Below are 23,571 nucleotides of genomic sequence, written 5' to 3'. Positions count from 1 at the left end.
TACTTAAATTTTTACCTGCAAACCTACCATAAAGTTTAATCCATGTGGATTAACTTCATAGACATTAGTAGACATGTGCAATCCTTTAATTCCTAAATCTGAGACTATGGCAATACATTTTGAGACTTCATATTTAGCATCAATGCCTCCATAGAGATAAAGGCCTTTTTCTTTCACTCTGTACCGGTAATTTTTACGAACTAAAGGTTCTTCTTTCACGTATTTTATAAATGAGAGTCCTTCCCGAAAATCAGCGGAAAGATTAAATTTTTTCTTTGAAAATAACGTGAACTGCTCTCTGATCAAGATGACGTTAAAACTCAAATTATACAACCGCCAATCATTATCATTATGGAATTTACTACCGGAGTATTCGTAACCCAAAGCAAGATTAAATTTCTGATTTAAATGATCGCCAAAAAGCAAACTAAAACCATTAAAATAATTTGTGTGTGTGCTACGTAAAGCTAAAACTGTAGATTCTAAATAAAATTGATCTTTTGGTAAACTATTTGAATTTTGAGCGGCAACTTTTCCGAAAAATAACAACAGAATGAAAGTTGAAAAAAATTTCATAAATACTTTTTAGCGATTAACGCTGAACCCTTGGCCTCGCAACCAATGAAATGATAACACCGCCTAAAAGTCCAATTGTCTTTATATAGTTAACCATTCCCATGTTTTCCGGGATAAATGCGCCGATTACACAAAGTGCAGCAGCAGCGTACATTGGATAAATCATTTTAGGATTAGACAAAGTTGGCGCTTGAAAAAAGAAACTTGCGCCTATTAAAACGTAGAATAATTGGTTGTAAATAAAATAATTTACGGGTGGTGAGAATGGTTGTAGCCATCCTATTAAAAGGCACGCCAAAGCGGCAAATGATAAAATAGCTTGTTTACTGCGTTGATTGTTCATTAATAACTTTCTTTTTCGTTAGGGAAATTTTGGTCTTTCACATCTTTCACATATTGCGAAACTGCGCCCGTGATTTCTGTGTACAAATCTAAATATCTTCGTAAAAATTTTGGAGAAAAACCCTGGTTCATTCCAACCATATCGTGGTAAACCAAAACCTGACCGTCACAATCTGCTCCTGCGCCAATTCCAATTGTTGGGATCGTTATGCTCTCAGAAACTTTTTTGGCTAAATGTGCCGGAATTTTCTCTAAAACCAAAGCAAAACAACCCAATTCTTCTAAAAGTTTGGCGTCAGATAAAAGTTTTTCTGCTTCTTCATCATCTTTTGCACGCACTTTATAAGTTCCGAACTGGTAAATACTTTGTGGCGTTAAACCCAAATGTCCCATCACAGGAATTCCTGCATTCACAATTTTCTTTATAGATTTTTCTACTTCCACACCACCTTCCAACTTTATCGCATGTGCGCCCGATTCTTTCATGATCCGAACTGCAGATTCTAAAGCTTTATGAGAATCACTTTGGTAAGAGCCAAAAGGCAAATCTACTACAACCAATGCTTTTTCTACGCCGCGAACTACACATTGCGCGTGATAAATCATTTGGTCTAAAGTAATCGGCAACGTAGTTTCGTGCCCCGCCATAACATTTGAGGCAGAATCTCCAACTAAAATTGCATCTACTCCACCAGCATCAACCATTTTAGCCGTCGTAAAATCATACGCCGTAAGCATCGTGATTTTTTCTTTGTCAAACTTCATTTTGCGTAAAGTTTCTGTGGTGATTCTTTTTATTTCTGAGTGTACAGACATATTTTTTGTAAGTAATGTGTAATTAATAATGAGTGATTTGTGACTTAAATCTACAAAGTCACGTGCCCTACTTTCATCAATTTTTCGTGGTTTATGATCTTAATATTTCTGCCCTCTACTTCAATCAATTGGTCGTTTTTAAATTCAGATATTAAACGAATCGCGCTTTCTGTTGCCGTTCCAATTATGTTTGCAATTTCTTCTCGGGTTAAAGATATTTGGATAAAACCTTCAGGGTTTGTTCCTAATTTTTGCTCCAGCAAAAGTAAGATCTCCGCCAACCTTTCACGAACAGTTTTTTGGGCTAAAAAAGTCACTGTATTTGAAGATTCACCCAATTCAAAAGCAATTTTTTGCAACATTGAAAAACAGAGTTTTGTATCAACAGCTAAGAGATGCATGAAGATTTCTGTGGGGAGAAAAGTAACTTCTATATCTGACATTGCTTCCGCGCTTGCCTGAAAATCTTCGCCACAAAGTATTGACCGATAGCCAATTAAGTCACCTTCTTTTACAAACCGAAGAATCTGTTCTTTACCGTAAACACCGGATTTTGACAGTTTTAAAGTTCCTTTTTTTATGTAATGAACACCTTTTGGTTTTTTCCCATCTTCAAAAAGAAGGTGTCCTTTTTTAAAACTCAATTCCTGTTTTTCGGACAGGTATTTTTTAAAATCGTCTTCGGACAGATTTTGTTTAAAAGATTCTTCATTAAAAACTTTTTGAAAATTTTCCAAAACGCTTTGCTGTTGTTCTAAAGACATATTAATGACATTTATCAACAAAAATAGAGCTTTTAAGATCGTGATGCAACTTTAAATATTATAATTTTGCAAATCAATAAGATAGATGAATCAAACCAATTGTTTTCATTGTGGACAAGAATTTGAAAAGGAACGCATCTTTTTCGATGAGAAAGAATTTTGCTGTAACGGCTGTAAATCCGTTTATGAAATCCTAAATATCAATGATTTAGGAAATTTTTATGAGCTAAATAAAAATTCCGGCGTTCGGCCAAATTCTGAAAATAATGACCAGTTTGATTATCTTGACACACCTGAAGTTTTTGATAAAGTCGTTAGTTTTTCAGAAGGAAAAACCACTTTGGTCACTTTTAAAATTCCAGTAATTCACTGTTCTTCATGTATTTGGCTTTTAGAAAGTTTGCAGACTTTAGAGAAAAACATTCACTACTCTCAGGTTAATTTTACAAGAAAAACTGTTCAGATTTCCTTTAATTCAGAGGAATTACCTTTAAGTAAATTGGCAAAATTTCTGACGAATCTGGGTTATAAACCAATTATAAGTTTAGAAACTGCCGAAAAAAAAGAAGAATTTTTAGATAAAACTTTGATCATTAAGATCGCGATTGCAGGTTTTGCCTTTGGAAACGGTATGTTCTTCAGCTGGCCGGAATATGTTGGGGGAAATGATGTTTACTTTTATCAATATAAAAATTTATTTCGCTTTTTGATGTTTTTGGTGGCTTTTCCTGTCGTTTTCTATTCAGCTTCAGACTACTATAAATCAGCCTGGTATGGTTTAAAAAACAAAATGATCAACATTGATGTTCCGATCGTCATCGGGATTTTTGTACTTTTTGGAAGAAGTTTATATGAAGTGATCACTGATTATGGCTCGGGATATTTTGATACTTTATGTGGCTTAATTTTCTTCATGCTTTTAGGTAAATATTTCCAGAAACGAACTTACAGCGCACTTTCTTACGACAGAGATTATAAATCTTTTTACCCGATCGCCGTTACAAAAGTTGATTTTAATGGCGTTCAGCAAAATATTTTGTTGTCTGAATTAAAAGTGGGCGACAGAATAATGGTTCGAAATCAGGAAATAATTCCCGTTGATGCAGTTTTAATTAAAGGTGAAGCGAATATTGACAATAGTTTTATAACCGGCGAATCAGCCTCAATTCCGAAAAAAGCAGGCGATAAAATCTTTGCCGGCGGAAAACAAGTCGGTGCAATTTTAGAGTTGGAAGTCATTAAAAACGTCAACCAAAGTTATCTGACACAACTTTGGAATAAGGAAACTTTTAGAAAAATAGAATCCGGACTTGATACGATGACGAATAATCTGAGTAAATATTTTACAATTATTATTTTAGGAATTACACTTTTAGCCGGAATTTACTGGATCAGAGTTGATTTTGAAAAAAGTTTTCAGGTGGTTTGTGCTATTTTAATTGTGGCTTGTCCTTGCGCTTTGGCACTTTCTGCGCCTTTTACTTTTGGACATATAATGCGGATTTTAGGTCGTAATAAATTTTACGTAAAAGATGCTTTAACCATAGAAAAAATCGCAAAAGTAAATACTTTGGTTTTTGACAAAACGGGAACAATTACACATAATAAAAAATCTGATATTAAATTTAACGGAAAAGAAATTTCTGATTTGGATCTGGAAAACATCAAAACTTTAATTAAAAATTCGACACATCCACTTTCGAAATCGCTTTATGATTTTATTGAGGTAAAAGATCCCTATTTTGAGATAGAAAATTATGTGGAAATTGCCGGGAAAGGTTACACCGGAAAAGTCAGAAATCACGTTTACAAAATTGGTTCTGCGGGTTTTGTTAATGAAAATTCGATCGATCTGGAAACGGCCGTTTACATTAAAAAGAACGATGAGTTTTTAGGTAAATTTATTTTTAAAAATGAATACCGATCGCAGTTAAAGGAAATGTTTTCTGCTTTAAAAAGATTTAAAATTAATATTTTGAGCGGTGATAACGCATCTGAAAAAAGCGTTTTAGAGCAAATTATCAGCAATGCAACTGAGCTAAAATTTAACCAAAACCCGGAAGATAAATTGCAATACATTCAAAATCTTCAGAATTCCGGAGAAAATGTGGCGATGATCGGCGATGGATTAAACGACGCAGGCGCTTTAAAACAAAGTAATGTAGGAATTGCGATTGCGGACGACAGTAATTCTTTCACGCCATCATCCGACGTAATCATGGATGGTAAGAAAATTACCAAAATAAATGATTATTTTAACCTTTGCCAGGATGCGATTAAAATTGTGAAAATAACTTTTGTGATCAGTTTAATGTATAATGTGATCGGTTTAGCATTTGCCGTTACTGGCAATTTATCACCATTGCGCGCTGCTATTTTGATGCCGATAAGTTCGATAAGTGTGGTTATTTTTACTTCTGCGGCAACATGGTTAAGAAGTAGAAAGTATTTTGAAATATAATTTAGAATTTAAAAATCATCATTTTTTCATGGATAAATATTAAAAAAAACGATGCTTTTTTTTAAATCTAAAAAATTTTAAATTAGGTAAATTTTAAAAATTTTCTGTTTATTTAAAGTTTTTCTAAATTACAAAACGGTGGTAAATACGAGCCTTTTTTGAGTAAATTTGCGCAATTAATTTTATTTTAACAGGAATTAACATTTGATGACTAAAATCATTTTAAATACTACCTTTTGAAGATTATTCTTCTTATTTTTGTAAGCCATTATGGATATACTTTATTTAATGATTATTTGCAGCGTTTCAGTAGCTGCGGTATTTTTAATAATTTTTATTATTGGGGCAAAAAACGGACAGTTTGAAGATGATGAATCGCCTGCTGTACGCATTTTAATGGACAACGAAGTTATAAAGGAAAATCCAAAACTTACGGAAGAAAAACCTTCAGATTTGGATAAAAAAGAAAAAAAATAGTGATATTTAAATAAATATGGAAACACAGAAATTTAGTTATGACAATAGTATTGTCCGCGCTTTTCTCTATGCCACAGTAGTTTTTGGGCTCCTCGGGATGCTTCTTGGGCTTACGGTAGCATTACTTTTATTTTACCCGGAATTACCAGAATTTTTATTCGGTACAGATGATTTAACGATAAAGAGTTTGTCTTCAGGAAATTTACAGGGCTTGATCAATTCTCAGGGTAAATTTGGCTTTGGAAGATTGAGAATGATGCACACGAACACCGTTATTTTCGCTTTCGTGATGAATGGTTTTTGCGCTGGTGCTTATTATTCCCTTCAAAGATTACTTAAAAGCAGAATGTGGAGTGATACATTATCTTGGATACATTTCTGGGGATGGCAGTTTATGATCGTCTGCTCATTGGTGACTTTCATGTACGGAATCAACACTTCAAAGGAATACGCGGAACATGAATGGCCGATTGATATTTTAATATTGGTGATCTGGTTGGTTTTTGGAATCAATATGTTCATGACCATTGCAAAAAGACGTGTCCGTCACCTTTATGTAGCCATTTGGTTCTATATTGGTACCTGGGTTGCGATCGCAATGCTCCACGTTTTCAATAACTTAGAAGTTCCGTTAACATTTGGCGGGTGGAAATCTTATTCTGCATACGCAGGTGTAAAAGATGCTTTAGTTCAATGGTGGTACGGTCACAATGCTGTTGCATTTGTTTTAACGACGCCGATTCTTGGTTTAATGTACTATTTTTTACCAAAAGCGGCAGACAGACCTGTATTTTCCTATAAATTGTCAATTATTCACTTTTGGTCTTTAATTTTCGTTTATATCTGGGCAGGACCTCACCATTTACAATACACAGCAATCCCTGCTTGGGCACAAGCTTTGGCAACAGGATTTTCGATAATGCTAATCGCGCCATCCTGGGGTGGAATGCTTAATGGATTATTAACTTTAAGAGGAGCCTGGGATAAAGTACGGGAGAATCCGGTGCTGAAATTTTTCGTAGTTGCGCTTACATGCTACGGTATGGCGACTTTTGAAGGACCGCTTTTAGCAACAAAAACTTTAAATAAAATTGGTCACTTTACTGATTGGGTAATTGGTCACGTTCACGTTGGTGCATTAGGATGGAATGGTTTCATGACGTTTGGTATGATCTACTATTTGCTTCCAATCATGTGGAGAACGAAATTATGGTCTACTAAATTGGCAAACTGGCATTTTTGGCTGGGAACTTTAGGAATTATTTTCTACGCAGTGCCACTTTATATTGCTGGTTTTACGCAAGGTTTGATGTGGAAACAGTTTAACCCGGACGGAACACTCTTATACAAAAACTGGTTAGATACAGTTTCAGCGATCATTCCTTATTATCAAATGAGATTTGTGGGTGGTTTTTTCTACATTGCAGGTGTAGTCTTGATGTGTGTAAATGTTGTTGGAACAGTAAGACAAGGTTCATTTCAAAAAGATGTTCCTGCAGAAGCGCCGGCTTTGGCTAAAATTTCAAATAAAAGAAAAGAAGGTGAAGGTGTCCATTTATGGATCGAAAGATTGCCGGTTTTGTTAACTGTAATGTCTCTATTTGTAGTTGCAATTGGAGGTTTCTTTGAAATTGTTCCAACTTTAACAATAAAATCAAACGTACCTACGATTTCTGCGGTAAAACCTTACAGCCCATTAGAGCTTGAGGGTAGAGATCTTTATATTCGTGAAGGTTGTAATGCCTGTCACTCCCAGATGATCAGACCTTTCCGTGATGAAATTGTAAGATTTAACGGTAAAAACGGACAATATTCCAAAGCAGGAGAATTTGTTTATGACAGACCATTTCTTTGGGGTTCCAAAAGAACTGGACCAGATTTGCAGCGTGAAGGCGGCGTAAGACCGAGTTCCTGGCATTTTAAGCACATGCTTAATCCAAGAGTAACCTCCGCCGGATCAATTATGCCAAGATTTCCGTGGTTAATTTCAAATACTTTGGATAGAAGTCAGCTTGTGACAAAAATCCAGTATATGAAAGACGTTTATGATGTGCCTTACACTAAAGCTGAAATTGATACAGCAGATGTATGGGCAGATAATCAGGCAAATCATATTGTAAAACAGATCTATAATGAGGCCGATGACGTAAAAGGTGAATTTGCAAAAAGGAAATTAGCAGAAGGATCCAAATTTGTTCCTTTAGAAAAAAGAGAGATTGTTGCTTTAATTTCATACCTTCAAAGACTTGGAACGGATATTAAAACAACTGAAGTAAAAACTGCAAGTACAAACTAACCGTTAAATTAAAGTAAAAATGATACCTCAAAACTTTAAAGATATTTTATCTAGCGGGGAAAATGTTGGTTTATACCAAACAATATCGATGTTTATTTTCCTTGCATGTTTTTTAGGATTAATATTTTACGTTTTTTCAAGACCAAAGAAACATTATGACGAAGAAGCAAATGCTCCTTTACAAGATGATACAGACGAAAATGACCCATTTTTTAAAAAAAATTAAGCCATTATGAAACAAAGAAATCCAGTATATATTACGATAATAATCGTCTCAGTGCTCGTAATTATTGCATTTTATTTACTTGTGCAAAATTATCGTTTTCTAGGTTCACCATTATTTTGGGGAACTATAGTAATCGGTGCAATACTAGTTCTGATACAAAGCGCAATTGGTGACCTCATCGAGAATCAGAAATTTAACAAATTAACTGACGAAGAAAAAGCAGTTTATTTAGAGGAAAAAAAGAAAAATTATTTTCTCGCTTTATACCAAAGTGCTTTCAAGCAACAATCTGTAAGCGAAGAAAAAGATATTCTTATTGACCACGGTTTTGATGGGATTATGGAACTGGATAATCAGCTCCCAAAATGGTGGCTTGGTCTTTTCTATTTTGGCTGTGCATTTTGTATCATTTATATGGCTTCTTATTGGTTAACAGATTTTGCTCATCCGGTAAAAGAATATGATGATGAATACAAACAGCAAACTGCATCTGTAGCAGAATATATGAAAAATGTGCCACAAGCTACACTAGAAACAGCAGTCTTCTCTGAAGACAATTGGGAAGCAGGTAAAGAAGTTTTTCAAACAAACTGCGTTTCCTGTCATGGTGAAGGTGGAAAAGGTGGCATCGGACCAAATTTGACTGATAAATTTTGGATCAATCAACCGGAAAAAACATTATTTAAAAATATATTCTGGATGGTAGAAAATGGTTCACCAAATAACTCCGCAATGCAGGCCTGGGGAAAAAATGGTGTCGTTTCCGGTAATGACATAGAAAAAGTAGCAGCATACGTTTACCACATCAATCAGGAACAGGCACCAATCACAGTTGCACAAGGTGGTGCGAAACCTCAGGGTACGCTTGCCAATTGGCAAAAATAAAAACTAAGACCGAATTTTTTATATTTATAATAAATACGGTAAAAAAATGTCAGAAACAGAAAAACAATACAGAGGCGGACAGGGACAGGTTGTAGATGCTGAAACTTTTAGAGATTCAGTAAGTACAATGGAACAGTCTGGGAAGAGAAAGTGGGTTTTCCCGCGTAAACCTTCCGGAAAATTTACCAACTATAGAATGTTGGTGGGTTATTTTTTACTCATAGTTTTTTTTGCTGTGCCATTTATCACCATTAATGGAAATCCTTTTTTCTTATTTAATGTTCTCGACCGTCAATTTTTCATTTTAGGTCAACCCTTCTACGTTCAGGATTTTTTCATTCTCGCATTAGGAACTATCACGGGAATGATTTTCGTGATACTTTTTACGGTCGTTTTTGGCAGGATCTTCTGTGGTTGGGTTTGTCCGCAAACAATTTTTATGGAAATGGTGTTCCGTAAAATTGAATACCTAATCGAAGGCGACAGAAATAAACAGATCAGACTTGATAAGCAAGAGTGGAATTCAGAAAAAATAATGAAACGTGCGCTTAAATGGAGCATCTACATCGTTATTTCGCTGGTGATTTCCCATTTAATGTTCATGTATATTGTTGGTTACAGAGAAGTTTTCCGCATAATGCAGGAAGGCCCAATTGAAAATCCAACAAATTTTTTGGTAATGGTTGTTTTCACGACCGCATTTTATCTCGTTTTTGCTTGGTTCAGAGAACAGGTTTGCACCATGGTTTGTCCTTACGGCAGATTGCAGGGCGTATTGATAGATAAACAAACTATTAATGTCTATTACGATTTCAAAAGAGGTGAAAACCGCGCCAGCTACCGAAAAGGTGAAGACAGAAAAGCAGAAGGCAAAGGAGATTGTATTGATTGTCACCAATGTGTTGTGGTTTGTCCCACAGGAATTGATATCCGCGACGGGCAGCAATTGGAATGTATAAATTGCACTGCATGCATCGATGCGTGTGATGATGTTATGGTAAAAGTTGGACTTCCGCCCGGTTTAATTCGATACGCTACTGAACAGGAAATTGAAGACGAAATTCCTTTTAAATTTTCCAGTAGAATGAAGGCTTACTCTGTTCTTTTACTTTTGTTGGTCGGATTTTTAGGGTTTTTACTTTACAGCAGAGGCGATATGGAGGCGAAATTTATTAAACCTTCCGGGTCAAGTTATTTTATACGCGACGGTGAGATCAGTAATATTTATAATTATACTTTTTTAAATAAAGCAAATAAAGACCAGTTGGTTTCCATCAAAATAATTGAACCGGTAAATGGCGTTATAACTTCAGGTAACAGCACTAAAATCTTACTCAAAAAAGATCAAATGACGAAAGGTTCTGTTAATATTGCGTTTCCTCTAAAAGATATTACCGCTTCAAAGCAGAATATCACCATTGGCGTTTATGATAGGGATGGAAAACTTTTAGACAGTTTTAAAACTTATTTTGAAGGTCCTTTTAAACTTCAATTTTAAAAATTATGTTCAAAAAATTTAACTGGGGACACGGTATCGCGTTGGCTTTGGCGTCTTTCGTAATTTTTATTACTTTAATGATCTTGATTTTTCCTCATGGGCAGCAAAACGCAGAAGTTGTTTCAGATCATTATTATGAAGATGAGCTTGCTTATCAGGATGTCATTAACGCTAAAAATAATGCTGATAAACTTGCTGCAAAACCTTCTTTTTCTCAGGATAAACAGGGCATAACGCTTACTTTTCCGGAGAATATAAAACCAAATGATGACAAAGTGCAATACTTGCTTTTTCGTACCAACGATGCTAATCTTGATGTAAAAAAAGATCTGGAACTTTCCTCTTTTCACTCTTTCACAATTCCTGCGAAGATCTTAGCGGTTGGCTCTTACACTTTGAAGTTAAAATGGATAAAAGATAAAATAAATTATCAGGTAGATTACGATGTATCATGGAAATAACCTTGATGTTTTCGGCTTTGGCTTTGGGATTTGCTTCCGGTTTCCACTGTATCGGAATGTGCGGTCCAATTGCACTTTCTATGGGTTTAACGAAAAAACAGGCCACCAATTACTACCTGCAAAATCTCACTTACCAATTCGGCAGAATCACTACTTATTCTTTTCTGGGCGCTGTTTTAGGAATCGTTGGGCAAAGTTTTAAACTTGCTGGTTTTCAATCTTATCTCACTATTTTAGTTGGTATATTATTAATTACAATGGCTGTTTTTTCTTTTGGCGGAAAAGACTTCGCCTCAAAAATCCCTTTTTTATCTAAATTTTTATACAAAGTAAAGATGAATTTGGGTAAATTATTACAAAAAGCAGATTACAGATCGAGATTCTCAACAGGAATTCTAAATGGATTTTTACCTTGCGGAATGGTTTATATGGCTTTAACGGCAAGTTTGGCCGCAGGAGGAATTTTGCAAAGCGCAGGTTTTATGGCACTTTTTGGTTTAGGAACTTTGCCTTTTATGTTTGCCATAGTCTTGGTAGGTAATTTAATGACAACCGCTTTTAGAATTAAAGTTTTAAAGGTGATTCCTTTTGTAATGATCATCTTAGGCGGATTATTCATCCTTCGAGGATTGGAATTAAATATTCCTTACATTTCTCCCGCAGCGAGTTCGCTTCACGTTCATGATAAAAATTCACCGATGAAAATGGGTGAAATGTGCCATTAATCTTTCCGTAATAAATAAAATTGAAAGATCAAAATCAATTTTATAATTCATAAATTATTAGATATTAACTTTCATTTTATCTAATAAATCTCTAGTGCGATTGTCTTCAAATCCATCAAATTAATTAATTTCCTATTCCTTTGGATTTACTATTATTAGGTTCATGAAAAGCTTTTTAGTGTTTTTAAAATTTTTAATCAAATTACTTTTGAGCAAAATATTATTTTAAAAACTAAGTAAACGAAATCTATTTCAACAACAATTTCTGAAGGATGAAATATTATACAGATTGCTGAAAACTTTTTATTACAAAAATTACTATGAAATATCAAGCTATTAAGATCTGTTATATTTTAAATTAAGAAACAAGAAAGCACTTTTCAAAAAGCTAGTCTATTAATAAAGAAATATTTAATAACCACTTAAAAACTATCTAATTGATAGTTTTTTTTGTTTTTTACAGAAAAACTATACCAAGGTATAGCCTAATTAACAAATTTTAAGTACAAATTTGCAACATAATTAAGAATTCGTAAAACACAAATGATGAAATTATCTTAATTAAGTTTTAGAAAAAAGTAAATAAAATATTGAAAGAATTTTTAAAAAAAAATATTTCAGATTTTAACAACTATTTTATAACGAAAATTAAGCCTTCAGGATTTCTAAAGTCCTGGAGGCTTTTATAATAAATATATAATAATCTATACTATGAAAAAGAAAATTTTACTCCTACTATTTCCAGTTATGGGAATATGCGCCATCAACGCACAAACTTCAGAAATTACCGCGGGTGGAAATCTCACCGGTAGCGGCGGAAGCGCAAGTTATGCGTTTGGCAATGTTTTTTACCAGCCGCAATCAGGCTCGGGAGGTTCAACAATTTCCGGGACACAGATTCCTTTTGAGATCACCTCTACTTTGGGTATTGAAAATGATTTTATAAATCTTCAAATGTCGGTTTTTCCCAATCCGGTTACTGACAAACTGAATCTTAAAATTGACGCCAAAAACTTACAAAATTATAGTTATGAGTTATTTGACGCAAAAGGTTCAAAAATTCAATCTAAAAAAACATTAAGCGCAGATTCTTCTGTAGAAATGTCTTCTTACCCGGCGGGTTTATACATATTTTCTGTAAAAGAAAACGGAACAATTATAAAAACTTATAAAATCATCAAGAAATAATTTAAATAAAAATGAAAAATATCTTTACCCTCGCCGCGTTATTTGTAGCGACATTTATCTTCGCACAAACGCCAAACTTAGTAAGTTACCAATCAATCGTAAGAAATTCTACAAACGATGTGGTAAAAAACCAATCTGTCGGGATTAAATTTTCTGTTCTAAAAACAACAACGACGGGAACAGTAGTTTACTCTGAAACTCAGACGAAAACCACCAACGCAAACGGTCTTGTAGATGCACAATTAGGCGCAGGAACAGTTGTAAGCGGTACTTTTTCTACCATCGACTGGGCTTCTGACAAATATTTCATTAAAACAGAAATAGATCCTGCAGGCGGAACCAATTACAACATTGCCGGCACACAGCAATTACTTAGCGTTCCTTATGCTTTAAATGCAAAAAACGGTGTACCAACAGGCGGAACTACAGGACAGGTTTTGTCTAAAACTGACGGTACAAATTACAACGCACAATGGACAACGCCTGCAACCGGCACAACTCTACCCGATCAAACAAGTAACGCCGGAAAAGTATTAACAACTGATGGCGCCAATCTTTCCTGGGGAAATTCTTCTTCCGGCGGTGCAAGTTATGAGGTTTATGCAACAATTACAGTAGCACAAACAACCGCCGTGGGAAGTTCACTCAATTTACCATCGGGTGTTGTGTTTTCTTCCAACACGTCGCCGGCTACGCTTACTGGTAATAACACATTTACTACAGTTACAGATCCAAATGTAGCACAGACTCAGCAGGCTGGTACGATGAATCCGAATATCAGTAAATTTACCGCAACTACAGCAGGTTTATACTTTGTAGATATTCAGTTAGTAGGAAATGTAATGTTTTCTTATCCAATGTTAGATTTTAACGGTTTGGGGAATGTTGAAACCAGTTATTACGGAGTGGGTGCAAACGGTTCAACCGTAAATCAGGTACCCCATAAACAGAGAGGAACTTTACAGCGCCTGGTTTACATGAATGCAAATGATTTTTTCCTTGTACGCGCAGGATCTGGAAGTACAGTTATAGGTGTCGATCTAGCTGCTTCTAAAGTTAGTTACATTAAAATTGTAAAAATAAAATAGATTTTTCAAATAAATTTCCGCACCTTGATTTTACATTTGAGGTGCGGTTTTTTTATTTAAATTTGAGGTGTTTTCTAAGTTTTCATGGTAAAATCTAAACAACTTTTATTCTTTACTTTTTTAATGTTATTTCTGGAAATTTTAATTTTCCGGGAATTTATCTTTGGTGATCTTCACTTTATTTTTAAAGATCTTGGCTCAGATTCTTACGTGAACGAATATCCTTTGCTCTACAACAGAATGCTCGCTGCCAAAGAAGGATTTCTTCCCGGCTGGTCTCTTCATAATGGTTTGGGAGAAAATCTTTATCCCTATTCTTTCGAACCAATTTCCTGGTTTTTATTTAAAATCACTTCTGTCTCGCCTGAAACGATGATGCTGATTTTACCGTTGGTTTATATTTATCTCGCCGGACTTTTCATGTTTTTATTTTTAAATGAACATCGTTTGTATTTCTATGCAAAGATCTTTGGGAGTTTAGCGTGGGCATTTTCGGGTTATTTTCTGCTAAGCGCGTCGTGGTCGGTTACCTTATTTTCGCCCGTTGCTTTTCATTTTGCGATTCTCTTATTTGCTTTGGAAAAAGCGTTTAGTCAAAAAAAATATTTTTGGTTAAGCCTGGTTTTCTTTTTAATTGGCGTGAGTTATCCGCTTAATTTGTATTTTTCTTTGATCATTTTCTGCGTTTATTTCCTCATTATCAATTATCTAAAAAATAATTCTTTAAAATTAGTTTACAAAGAATTTCTTTATTCAGTACTTTACACAATTTTAGGAATAGGTTTAAGCAGTTGGATGCTTTTCAGCAGTATTGATTTAATGTTTCAAAGTCCGAGAGGTTCTGGAAGTGTTTCGAGTTTTGAAAAATCATCAGACATCTTGGTTTCAAAAGGCGAATTCCTGTCCTTCGTTTACAGAATATTTTCACCTAATATTTTGGGAGACGTTAATCATTTCACAGAATACAGAAATTACTTTGAAGCGCCATTTTTATATTGCAGTATTTTCACGTTAATTCTGCTTTCTCAGATTTCTATTTTGAATAAAAAAGCAAAAATCATTTCGCTCTATGCAATTTTGGGAATGGTCTTAATTTTTATTTTTCCGGTTTTAAGACAGTTAATTTGGATAAATTCCGGCGATTATTATCGAATTTTAAACTCATTTTTTGCCTTGATTTTAATATTAATTTCCTCTTTTATTTTCTCTAAAATTCTTTCGCAAAATAAATTTTCTTTAAAACCTTTGTTAATTTTTTGTGTTTTAATGATATTTATTTTGATATTAGGCTATTTAAATTTGAAAATCGAAACCCAGTCTTCTTTTCTAATACCAATATTTTTTATTATAATTTACGTGTTAGCTTTTCTTTTTAAAGACAAATTTTCAACAAAAAATTTCGGAATTATTTTGATCATTTTTTTAGGAATTGAATTGCTTCTGTCTTCCTCACAAATTCTTTCCAAAAGGGAAATTTGCAATTTTAATGACATAGAAAATAAAGGCTACAAAGATTCTTCTTTTAAAACCATTTCAGAAATAAATAAAAATGATCCTTCGTTTTTTCGTTTGGAAAAAGATTTTTATTCCGGAGTTTCGGTTTACGCTTCTTACAATGAGGCGAAAATTCAAAATTATAATTCTTCTGCGGCTTACAACTCTTTTAACAATAATAATTATATCAATTTTTTAAAATTATTTGATGTTATAAAACCCAATAATGAGATTGAATCCAGATTTGTAAAAGGCATTGAAGATTCACCAATTTTAATGAAACTTTGTTCCGTCAAATATTTTCTTTCAGCAAAAAATAAAGGCGATTATCTTCAACCTTTGGGCTTTTCTGAAGTTGATGACAACGGTATTTTTAAAACCTTAAAAGATTCCAAATTCTTACCGTTTGGCGTCTGTTTCGATTCTGTGCTGGGAATCAATGAGTTTAAAAATTTAACAAAAAATCAAAAAGAAGAATTTTCTTTGAAAACTTTGATTGTTGATAATGAAGATTTGAATCAGTTTAAAAATTACGTTTACGATCATAAGCAAACAAAGTTTAATGAAGATTTAGAAAACCGAAAAGAAAACTATTTAAACCTGTCGAAGTTTTCAGACAACAATTTTTCAGGAAATATAAATTTACCAAAAAATCAATTCTTATTTTTGTCGATGCCTTTTGATAAAGGTTGGGAAGCAAAAGACAACGGAAAACCAGTGATTTTAAAAAAAGCATTTGGTGGACTCACTTTCTTGTTTTTAGAAAAAGGAAACCACAAAATTGAGTTTAAATTTTCCCCGTCTTACAAAAAATCGGGAATCTCTATTTCTTTAATTTCTGCTTTCCTGCTTATAATTTTAATCTTCTTTCATAAAAGAAATAATCTTCGACAAATAAAATAATGAATAAATTATTGGATTTTATTAGCAACACTAAACGAACAGGAATTTTCATTGCTGTTCTTGCTGGAATTATTTATGCGAATACGATTCCCAATAAATGGGCAGTTGACGATGTTGTTGTCATTCATAAAAACCAATTGGTACAGCGCGGGATTTCCGGCATTCCTGATATTTTCACCCACGATTTCATGTACGGAAGTTCGGGAAATAATACCAACGCCGTTTCCGGCGGAAGATGGCGACCGCTTACACCGATGATTTACGCTGTTTTTTCGGAAATCTTCGCTAGACCAAACGTCAATATTTTAACTGGAAAAATACAAAAAGATAAGAAAGGAAATCTATTAAACGACTTAAGCGAACGCACTACTTTTCCGAACTTAATGCACATTTTAAATATTATTTTATATGCATTACTGTGTTTTATCTTATATAAATTTCTGATTTTAATTTTTGAATTCCAGAAGGAAAGATATCTTTTGGCATTTTTAGCCGCGCTTATTTTTACGGTTCATCCGCTTCATACCGAAGCCGTAGCAAATGTGAAAGGAAGTGATGAGATTTTATCACTTCTCTTTTCTCTGCTTTCTGCGACTTATTTTTTTAAGGCATTTACTAGAGAATCGTCGAAAAAAATTCTTGAAATTTTTATCGGTTCAGGGTTTCTTTTTTTAGGTTTTTTAGCAAAAGAAAATTCGATAATGTTTATCGCAATTATTCCGCTTACGATTTGGTTTTTCAGCAATCTAAAACTGTCGAAAATAGTTTTAATTTTTGGAATTTTATTAATTCCATTCGCTGTTTATTTAGGTTTAAGAATTAATGCCACAGGAAATTTAAACTTAAAAACTGCCCAGAATATGGATTTAATGAACAATCCATTTTTAATAATGAATGAAAACGCAGAATTTAAAACACTTTTGGAAAATTCTGACGTAAAAGTTCTTCAAAATCCATCTTTAGAAAGTATTCAGAAAATGCCTTATGAAAATGAACTGGCGACCAATATTTATACTTATGGAAAATATTTAAAATTATTAATTCTTCCTACACCGTTAACCTACGATTATTATCCACGGCAAATTGAACTGAAATCATTTTCAGATATTGGTGTTTTGTTCGGACTTTTCGCCATTTTTGGTTTAATAATTTTCGCCATTCTTGGTTTTAGAAAAAAACGGATTTACAGTTATGGCATTTTATTTTACTTCATCACATTTTCAATCGTTTCAAATCTGTTCTTCCCGATCGGAACAAATATGGGCGAGCGTTTTATGTTTATGCCATCTTTGGGAATTATCATTGCGTTTTCAAGTTTGATCGTTTTTTTAAAGGATAAATTTGGCATTAAAATTATTTTAGTTGCTGTTTTTATTTTATCCTCATTTTTTATTGGAATTACTTTTAAAAGAAATTTCGATTGGAGAGACAATTTTACTTTATTTTCCCACGACATTAAAATTTCAAAAAACAGCGCAAAAGTAAAGTCAGATTATGGGGAAATTGTTTTAGAAAAAGTAATTAATAAATTAGTACTTGCAAAAGAAGAACAGCGCGAATTAACATCAGATGAAAAGTTTGAAAATATTGAACTGCTGAAATCTTCACTTCCATATTACAAGGAAGCCTTAGATATTTATCCGATGTATGGTTTGGTTTGGTTTAATCTGGCGAGAACAAATAAAATGCTTGGTGACGAAGAATCTTTTACTGCAAATGAAAGACTTCAATATTTAAAAACCGCAGAAGCCGCCTATAAAATCACAGACACTTATAAACCTTTGCAATATTTGAATGACCTAAATACCTTTAAAAGTCTATCATATTCAAGTTTAGGAAAAATTTATGGTCAGGATTTCAATAATTTAGACGAAGCGCTGAAATATCTTCTTTTAGCCGAAAAAACAGATGCAAAAAATTCTTACGCAGATTTTCTTTTGGGAACGGCTTATAATATGAAAGAAGATCAGCAAAAGTCTTTTTTTTATACCGAAAAAGCCTACAAAAATGATCCTAAAAATCGCGATTATGTGGAAAATTATGCCTTGATCGTTCAGAAGTTTGTCTTTGCGGGAAAACTTCCTTTATCCAAACTAAATGAGTCAGAAAAATTATTTTTAAAAGTCGTAAAAATCAACAAAATGATGTCGGATGATGATCCAAAAAAGAAAGAATTATCCAAGAGGACATTAAATTTTCTGATTGAAAATTACCGCGCTCAAAACAAACAGCAGGAAATGGCAAAAACCATTTCAGAACTACAAAAATTACAATAATGTACAGCGAATTTCTAATTGTAATTCCTCTTTACAACGGCGAAAAAACAGTTTTAGAAGTCATTGAAAAAATTTTAAATCAAGGCTTTGAAAACATTGTTATTTGCGATGATTACTCGACAGATAACGGCTTAAAATTGATAAAAAAATCTTTTCCTAAAATTAATATTTTAGAACACGAACAAAATTTAGGTTATGGCGCAAATCAAAAATCTCTATATGATTTCGCGAAAAATTCTGCTTTTAAATATGTCATAATGGTTCATGGCGACGGACAATATACTCCGGAATTGTGCAGACCAATTGCCGAAATGCTTCGCACAAAGATTTATGTTGTAGTTATTGCTTCCAGAATTATCACTTCCGGCGCGGTTAAAAACGGAATGCCCATTTACAAATATATCGCCAACAGAACTTTGACTTTACTTCAAAATTTAGTTACCAATTCTAAACTTTCAGAATACCATACCGGCTTTCGAGCTTATTCTATTGATGTCTTGAAAGAAATTAATTATCAAAAATTTAGCAACAATTTTATCTTTGACAACCAATTTTTACTGGCAATTATAAAAAATAAATTTTCAATTGGCGAGATTTCCTGCCCGACGATTTATTCGGAAGAATCCAGCAGTATCAGCTTTAAAAATTCTTTAGAATATGGTTTTGGAATTTTAAAGGAAAGTTTTAATTACCTTTTTATAAAAGATATTAAATAAAAAATGACCACACTAGAACTGCGGTCATTTTCAGTTTATTTGAAATATTGATTTAATTTAAAAAATCAAATTTTGTATAAGCCGCAATTTTCGCAGGAATTCTAATCCCATTTTCAGTTTGATTATTCTCTAACAAGGCTGCCATAATTCGTGGCAAAGCCATAGCAGAACCGTTTAAAGTATGAACCAATTGGGTCTTGCCTTCACTTTTGTAACGGCATTTTAGACGGTTTGCCTGAAAAGTTTCAAAATTTGAAACTGAAGAAACTTCCAGCCATTTTTCCTGTGCTGCGCTCCAAACTTCGAAGTCATAAGTCATTGCCGCTGCAAAACCAGTATCGCCGCCGCAAAGACGAAGTATTCTGTAGGGTAATTCCAGATCTTCCAAAATACTTTGCACGTGTTTTACCATACCTTCTAAAGATTCGTAAGAATTTTCAGGTTTTTCTAAACGTACGATTTCTACTTTTTCAAATTGATGCAATCTATTCAAACCACGAACATGAGCGCCGTAACTGCCCGCTTCACGTCTGTAACATTGGGAAAATGCGGTCATCATAATTGGAAGGTCTTTTTCATCAACGATCACATCGCGATAAATATTTGTAACCGGAACTTCCGCAGTTGGAATTAAATACAATTGATCTTCACCAATAAAATACATTTGTCCCTCTTTATCAGGCAATTGTCCGGTTCCATATCCAGACGCTTCGTTCACAACGTGCGGCGGATTTACTTCTAAGTAACCTGCGTCCGTGTTTTTATCTAAAAAATATTGAACCAAACTTCGTTGCAATCTCGCGCCTTTTCCCAAATAAACGGGAAAACCTGCGCCGGCGATTTTTACACCCAGTTCAAAATCGATAATATTGTATTGTTTTGCTAGTTCCCAATGTGGAATAGCTCCTTCACCCAAAGCTTCTACTTCCTGCGACTGAAAAATAATTTCATTATCAGTTTCAGAGCTTCCGGCTTTTACTTTTTCATAAGGAATATTTGGAATTTGGTATAAAATATTTAATAAATTTTGTTCAGAATCTTTAAGTTCCTGCTGATAAACCTGGATTTTTTCCTTAAAATCAGCTGTTTTAGATTTTGCTCTTTCAGCTTCGTCTTTTTTACCATCTTTCATTAAAATACCGATCTCTTTGGAAATTTTGTTCATTTCCGACAGATTTTCATCCAAATTCGACTGCACACTTTTTCGCTTTTGATCTTCATTTATTGCATGATCAACAAGTTCGGGATTTTTAAAATTTCGCTTTTTTAACCCTTCTAAAACGGCTTCTTTATTTTCCTTTAAATAACTGACTTGTAACATAACTGAATTTTATTTTTAGCAGAATAATGTAAGATTTTCCTGCAACGTGGTATTATTTAATGATCGTGATATTATTAGGCTGCCCTTGAACTTTAGTAAAAACTAAATTTTTACTGTAATAAAATTTAGAGATTTGAAATAAAGTTGGCGTCCAGGAATATTCTATTTTAACGGTATCCTGAATTGTGGAAGTCGTTGTAGCATCTATATTTCTGGTTAAACTAATAATAAAATCGGACTGGTAAGTTTTATTTTGTGGGTTTAAAGAATCCTTCAAAACTCGAACAGCGCCGGAATCATAATCTATATAATTAATATTATCAACCGTCTTTTTAAGGGAAAACGAATTGATCGGCACTTGATCAGTAGCTCCATTTAAATCTAAAAATCTTACCGATGTGAAAGTTCCCGGAAGTTCTGTGTTCAGCAAATCTTTGCCAGAAACATCTTTGTAATATAAGTTGATGATCTGGTCAACCTGTTGCAAATCCTCTTCATTGCCACGACAGGAAACAAATAATAAAGAACAGATCAGAGCAATAGATATTGCATTTTTTAAATAAAAATTTCTACTGTTATCTTTCTTAAAACAGTATTTCCCAAATATAATAGATGGTTTAGTCGAAAATCTTGTAAAAAATGATTTCATTGATGCAAAGATAATTTTATTTTAAAGTTTTCCAATAAAGATGAAACGAAATCAGAAATAAAATACCGCTGAGAAACATACTTAAGGACAAACTTACCGCCATTCCTAAAATCCCAAGTTTATTTACAAATATAAAAGCAAAAATCACCAGAAAAATAATATTCAGAAGTGAGATAAATGTATTAAATTTCATCAAACCAACCGCGGAAATCAGCGTTCCATAAAGATTTCGTAAAAGCATATTCAGCGAAAAACCAGCAAGTAAAACAGCAAATACCATTTCGTTTCCGGAATATTTCTCACTAAAAAAAAAGCTAATGATTTTTGTTTTAAATATAAAACCCACCAAAAAAATGACGGCAGAAACAGGCACAAATATTTTATAGAAATTTAAAATATAATTTTTTAAAAAGCTTTTATTTTTACTATTTTTTGCTAAAAGAGAATAATCGGTCTGCATAAATGTCGCCGCCAAAAAAGTGATGTTTGACGGAATTAAAATTGCTACTTTATAATTGGCAACTGCTGTTTCCGTCATTAAAAAACTTAGCAACAAGACATCCGCAGAGAAAAGCATATCCGATAAAAGTGCGCTACCGCCTGCTAAAATTCCAAAATTCCAGAGTTCTTTTTTTTTAAACCGAAATGATTTTAATGTAATTGATTTAGGTGATTTTTTTAACCAAAAAAGAGAAACAAATGGCGTAAATGCGATGGCAAACAAATAACCATTTAGTCCAAAATATTTAGATAAAACAAAAAGCAAAATAAGACCTAGAATATTCACGGCATTACTAACTGTTGCAAAATCTTTATTCTTTCCGGAAATACGAAACTCACATTGAATATGAATTAAAAAATATGAACCGATCAGACGAATATTAAATAGCAAAAAAATAAAAAAAATATCTTCGTAACGGGTGATGTAGAAAACACTTACAATAAAAAAAAGCACACTGAGCAAAAGCTGGTAAAAAAAACCTTTTCTAAAAAGATAACTTGAAAGCGCGTTTTTCTCTTCTAAATCTTGCGCTACAGAACCATATCTTAATAAAATTTGCTGACTTCCAAAACCACTGAATGCTAAAAAAATAAAAAAAACAGAGCTTACAATACTTACGCGTCCGAAATCACTTTCCGATAAGAGGTGAATGATAAAAAGTGAGCCTAGAAAACCGCAAATTTTTGCAATTAAAAGAGATAAAAAAACGTGATGCCCTTCATTGGTAAAAAAATCTTTAATGAACTGTTGTAAACTTTTCAATTATTTTAAAATTTGACTGTAAAGTTCACTAAAACTGACGCCAATCTTTTCCAGAGAAAAATTATTTTTAACATAATCAACCATAATTTCTTTTTGAGCATTATCTGTCTTTTTGTTCATAATTTCCACCATAGCATTTTGCAAAAGTTTTTGTTTAGGCTCATCGAGTAAAATTCCAAATCCTTTAGGAAAAAATTCAGAAATTCCGCCAACACTAGTAGAAATGACCGAAATACCGCTTGCAAAAGCTTCCGGAATAACACAAGGTTGATTTTCATTATCACTAAAAAGAATAAAACAATCTGCATTTCTCATTTTTTCAGCAACTTCACAAGACTTCTGCAAACCAAAAATTTCAATATTTTGAGAAAAATTTGAAGATTCAGCTATTTTTTTTAGGGTTGAAAGCTGAACATCTGTCCCGTCACCACCGATCTTGATCTTAAATTTATAGCCATTTTCAAAAAGTTTTAAAGCTGCCAAAAGAATTTTATCAGCATTTTTTAAAGGTACAAGATTAGAAATATGTAAAAAAGTAAAAACCGGATTATCTGAACTCTTTGGGTAAAACAAACTGGTATCAACCGTATTAGGAACAACTTTATACGTTGCATCTATGCCCAAATGCTGAAGTCCCTTCTTTAAATCATTACTTACCGGTGAAATAATGGCCGCTTCATTTGCAATCTTTCTGGCAAAATATTTAATATTTGTTGGAGTTTTATAATAGGCTTCCTTACGAAAAGCCGACCAGTGTTCAGAAACTATGAAAGATATTTTGTGCTTTTTCTTTAAATAAATCGCGAAAAGCATTGAATTATGTAAAACATTTGCGTGAACAAGATCAGGCTTTTGGAGTTTGCCAAAACCCCTTTTATACGCTGACATTCTACGCGCAAAGTTAAGAAGTGGATTGTGTGTATTTTTGTAGTAAACGATAAGCGTGCGCAATCCATTAACCGTTTTATCGTCGATCAAAAATTTTTCTTTCTGATAAAAATCTCCAACAGCATGCAGGATTTCCACGTCATTGTAAAGTGCCACAGCTTCAGCGTGCTTTTGCACAAAATTTCCGTTGGTTGGTTCTAGCTTATTCGGAAACCAGGATGATATAAAAAGAATTTTATATTTCAAAAACGGAAATT

General features: G+C 33.3%; 21 protein-coding genes. 13 read left to right on the top strand and 8 right to left on the bottom strand.

The window, feature by feature from the left end; translation table 11 throughout:
* Window positions 1-3: 3 nt before the first annotated feature.
* From BM238_RS11950 to BM238_RS11935, 4 genes are read right to left on the bottom strand one after another with little or no spacing between them, the layout of a single operon-like run.
* Window positions 4-576: a hypothetical protein gene (locus BM238_RS11950; RefSeq protein ID WP_143093386.1), complete on the bottom strand. Its 573-nt coding sequence runs from the start codon at window positions 574-576 to the stop codon at window positions 4-6.
* A gap of 16 nt (window positions 577-592) precedes the next feature.
* The gene (locus BM238_RS11945) at window positions 593-919 is read right to left on the bottom strand and encodes a hypothetical protein (protein WP_090081321.1); all 327 of its coding nucleotides are present in this window, start codon (window positions 917-919) and stop codon (window positions 593-595) included.
* Window positions 919-1,734 (bottom strand): 3-methyl-2-oxobutanoate hydroxymethyltransferase, encoded by an 816-nt coding sequence (gene panB, locus BM238_RS11940; protein ID WP_090081316.1) that lies wholly within the window; start codon window positions 1,732-1,734, stop codon window positions 919-921. The genes BM238_RS11945 and panB overlap by 1 nt, the downstream gene beginning before the upstream one ends.
* A 50-nt stretch (window positions 1,735-1,784) precedes the next feature.
* Window positions 1,785-2,498 carry a Crp/Fnr family transcriptional regulator gene (locus BM238_RS11935; RefSeq protein ID WP_090081313.1) on the bottom strand — a complete coding sequence of 238 codons (714 nt, stop codon included), beginning with the start codon at window positions 2,496-2,498 and terminating at the stop codon, window positions 1,785-1,787.
* Window positions 2,499-2,583: 85 nt separating this feature from the next.
* On the opposite strand from BM238_RS11935, the gene BM238_RS11930 reads away from it, so the two are divergent.
* The 13 genes from BM238_RS11930 (at window position 2,584) to BM238_RS11870 (ending at window position 19,192) form a co-directional block, all read left to right on the top strand.
* Window positions 2,584-4,959 carry a heavy metal translocating P-type ATPase gene (locus tag BM238_RS11930; RefSeq protein WP_090081310.1) on the top strand — a complete coding sequence of 792 codons (2,376 nt, stop codon included), beginning with the start codon at window positions 2,584-2,586 and terminating at the stop codon, window positions 4,957-4,959.
* Window positions 4,960-5,229: 270 nt separating this feature from the next.
* A complete protein-coding gene (gene ccoS, locus BM238_RS11925; RefSeq protein ID WP_090081306.1) occupies window positions 5,230-5,436 on the top strand; it encodes a cbb3-type cytochrome oxidase assembly protein CcoS in 207 nt (68 codons plus the stop codon).
* A 16-nt stretch (window positions 5,437-5,452) separates the two neighbouring features.
* Window positions 5,453-7,732 carry a cytochrome-c oxidase, cbb3-type subunit I gene (gene ccoN, locus BM238_RS11920; RefSeq protein WP_090081304.1) on the top strand — a complete coding sequence of 760 codons (2,280 nt, stop codon included), beginning with the start codon at window positions 5,453-5,455 and terminating at the stop codon, window positions 7,730-7,732.
* Window positions 7,733-7,751: 19 nt separating this feature from the next.
* On the top strand, window positions 7,752-7,958 hold the full coding sequence (locus BM238_RS11915; protein WP_090081301.1) for a cbb3-type cytochrome oxidase subunit 3: 207 nt from the start codon (window positions 7,752-7,754) through the stop codon (window positions 7,956-7,958).
* Between the two features lie 6 nt (window positions 7,959-7,964).
* Entirely contained in the window at window positions 7,965-8,843 is an 879-nt protein-coding gene (locus tag BM238_RS11910) for a c-type cytochrome (protein WP_090081297.1), read from the top strand.
* A gap of 46 nt (window positions 8,844-8,889) precedes the next feature.
* A complete protein-coding gene (ccoG, locus tag BM238_RS11905; protein WP_090081294.1) occupies window positions 8,890-10,341 on the top strand; it encodes a cytochrome c oxidase accessory protein CcoG in 1,452 nt (483 codons plus the stop codon).
* 5 nt (window positions 10,342-10,346) lie between these two features.
* Window positions 10,347-10,802, top strand: coding sequence for a FixH family protein (locus BM238_RS11900; RefSeq protein ID WP_090081291.1), 456 nt, complete (start codon window positions 10,347-10,349; stop codon window positions 10,800-10,802).
* Window positions 10,793-11,527, top strand: coding sequence for a sulfite exporter TauE/SafE family protein (locus BM238_RS11895; protein ID WP_090081289.1), 735 nt, complete (start codon window positions 10,793-10,795; stop codon window positions 11,525-11,527). Before BM238_RS11900 ends, BM238_RS11895 begins: the two co-directional genes overlap by 10 nt.
* Before the next feature lie 711 nt (window positions 11,528-12,238).
* On the top strand, window positions 12,239-12,715 hold the full coding sequence (locus tag BM238_RS11890) for a T9SS type A sorting domain-containing protein (RefSeq protein ID WP_090081286.1): 477 nt from the start codon (window positions 12,239-12,241) through the stop codon (window positions 12,713-12,715).
* Between the two features lie 11 nt (window positions 12,716-12,726).
* Complete coding sequence (locus BM238_RS11885) at window positions 12,727-13,803, top strand: hypothetical protein (RefSeq protein ID WP_090081285.1); 1,077 nt, start codon at window positions 12,727-12,729, stop codon at window positions 13,801-13,803.
* An 84-nt stretch (window positions 13,804-13,887) separates the two neighbouring features.
* Window positions 13,888-16,200, top strand: coding sequence for a YfhO family protein (locus tag BM238_RS11880; RefSeq protein WP_090081283.1), 2,313 nt, complete (start codon window positions 13,888-13,890; stop codon window positions 16,198-16,200).
* On the top strand, window positions 16,200-18,476 hold the full coding sequence (locus BM238_RS11875) for a hypothetical protein (protein ID WP_090081280.1): 2,277 nt from the start codon (window positions 16,200-16,202) through the stop codon (window positions 18,474-18,476). The genes BM238_RS11880 and BM238_RS11875 overlap by 1 nt, the downstream gene beginning before the upstream one ends.
* Window positions 18,476-19,192 carry a glycosyltransferase family 2 protein gene (locus tag BM238_RS11870; protein WP_090081278.1) on the top strand — a complete coding sequence of 239 codons (717 nt, stop codon included), beginning with the start codon at window positions 18,476-18,478 and terminating at the stop codon, window positions 19,190-19,192. The genes BM238_RS11875 and BM238_RS11870 overlap by 1 nt, the downstream gene beginning before the upstream one ends.
* A 52-nt stretch (window positions 19,193-19,244) precedes the next feature.
* Here the strand turns inward: BM238_RS11870 and serS are convergent, their stop codons facing one another.
* Genes serS through BM238_RS11850 form a run of 4 tightly spaced genes read right to left on the bottom strand, consistent with a single transcriptional unit; the run spans window position 19,245 to window position 23,560 of the window.
* Window positions 19,245-20,513 (bottom strand): serine--tRNA ligase, encoded by a 1,269-nt coding sequence (gene serS / locus BM238_RS11865; RefSeq protein WP_090081275.1) that lies wholly within the window; start codon window positions 20,511-20,513, stop codon window positions 19,245-19,247.
* A 52-nt stretch (window positions 20,514-20,565) separates the two neighbouring features.
* Window positions 20,566-21,162, bottom strand: a complete 597-nt coding sequence (locus BM238_RS11860) for a hypothetical protein (RefSeq protein WP_090081274.1) — start codon at window positions 21,160-21,162, stop codon at window positions 20,566-20,568.
* A 16-nt stretch (window positions 21,163-21,178) separates the two neighbouring features.
* Complete coding sequence (locus BM238_RS11855) at window positions 21,179-22,426, bottom strand: oligosaccharide flippase family protein (RefSeq protein WP_090081270.1); 1,248 nt, start codon at window positions 22,424-22,426, stop codon at window positions 21,179-21,181.
* A complete protein-coding gene (locus BM238_RS11850) occupies window positions 22,427-23,560 on the bottom strand; it encodes a glycosyltransferase (RefSeq protein ID WP_090081267.1) in 1,134 nt (377 codons plus the stop codon).
* Window positions 23,561-23,571 lie beyond the last annotated feature (11 nt).

Source organism: Halpernia frigidisoli, from assembly GCF_900113805.1.
GTDB classification, from domain to species: domain Bacteria; phylum Bacteroidota; class Bacteroidia; order Flavobacteriales; family Weeksellaceae; genus Halpernia; species Halpernia frigidisoli.
This window is presented reverse-complemented; position numbering and strand designations above follow the sequence as displayed.

Coding starts and splice junctions, on each gene's coding strand:
- BM238_RS11950 (WP_143093386.1), bottom strand. CDS start 576: ATGAAATTTTTTTCAACTTTCATTCTGTTGTTATTTTTCGGAAAAGTT.
- BM238_RS11945 (WP_090081321.1), bottom strand. CDS start 919: ATGAACAATCAACGCAGTAAACAAGCTATTTTATCATTTGCCGCTTTG.
- panB (WP_090081316.1), bottom strand. CDS start 1,734: ATGTCTGTACACTCAGAAATAAAAAGAATCACCACAGAAACTTTACGC.
- BM238_RS11935 (WP_090081313.1), bottom strand. CDS start 2,498: ATGTCTTTAGAACAACAGCAAAGCGTTTTGGAAAATTTTCAAAAAGTT.
- BM238_RS11930 (WP_090081310.1), top strand. CDS start 2,584: ATGAATCAAACCAATTGTTTTCATTGTGGACAAGAATTTGAAAAGGAA.
- ccoS (WP_090081306.1), top strand. CDS start 5,230: ATGGATATACTTTATTTAATGATTATTTGCAGCGTTTCAGTAGCTGCG.
- ccoN (WP_090081304.1), top strand. CDS start 5,453: ATGGAAACACAGAAATTTAGTTATGACAATAGTATTGTCCGCGCTTTT.
- BM238_RS11915 (WP_090081301.1), top strand. CDS start 7,752: ATGATACCTCAAAACTTTAAAGATATTTTATCTAGCGGGGAAAATGTT.
- BM238_RS11910 (WP_090081297.1), top strand. CDS start 7,965: ATGAAACAAAGAAATCCAGTATATATTACGATAATAATCGTCTCAGTG.
- ccoG (WP_090081294.1), top strand. CDS start 8,890: ATGTCAGAAACAGAAAAACAATACAGAGGCGGACAGGGACAGGTTGTA.
- BM238_RS11900 (WP_090081291.1), top strand. CDS start 10,347: ATGTTCAAAAAATTTAACTGGGGACACGGTATCGCGTTGGCTTTGGCG.
- BM238_RS11895 (WP_090081289.1), top strand. CDS start 10,793: ATGGAAATAACCTTGATGTTTTCGGCTTTGGCTTTGGGATTTGCTTCC.
- BM238_RS11890 (WP_090081286.1), top strand. CDS start 12,239: ATGAAAAAGAAAATTTTACTCCTACTATTTCCAGTTATGGGAATATGC.
- BM238_RS11885 (WP_090081285.1), top strand. CDS start 12,727: ATGAAAAATATCTTTACCCTCGCCGCGTTATTTGTAGCGACATTTATC.
- BM238_RS11880 (WP_090081283.1), top strand. CDS start 13,888: ATGGTAAAATCTAAACAACTTTTATTCTTTACTTTTTTAATGTTATTT.
- BM238_RS11875 (WP_090081280.1), top strand. CDS start 16,200: ATGAATAAATTATTGGATTTTATTAGCAACACTAAACGAACAGGAATT.
- BM238_RS11870 (WP_090081278.1), top strand. CDS start 18,476: ATGTACAGCGAATTTCTAATTGTAATTCCTCTTTACAACGGCGAAAAA.
- serS (WP_090081275.1), bottom strand. CDS start 20,513: ATGTTACAAGTCAGTTATTTAAAGGAAAATAAAGAAGCCGTTTTAGAA.
- BM238_RS11860 (WP_090081274.1), bottom strand. CDS start 21,162: ATGAAATCATTTTTTACAAGATTTTCGACTAAACCATCTATTATATTT.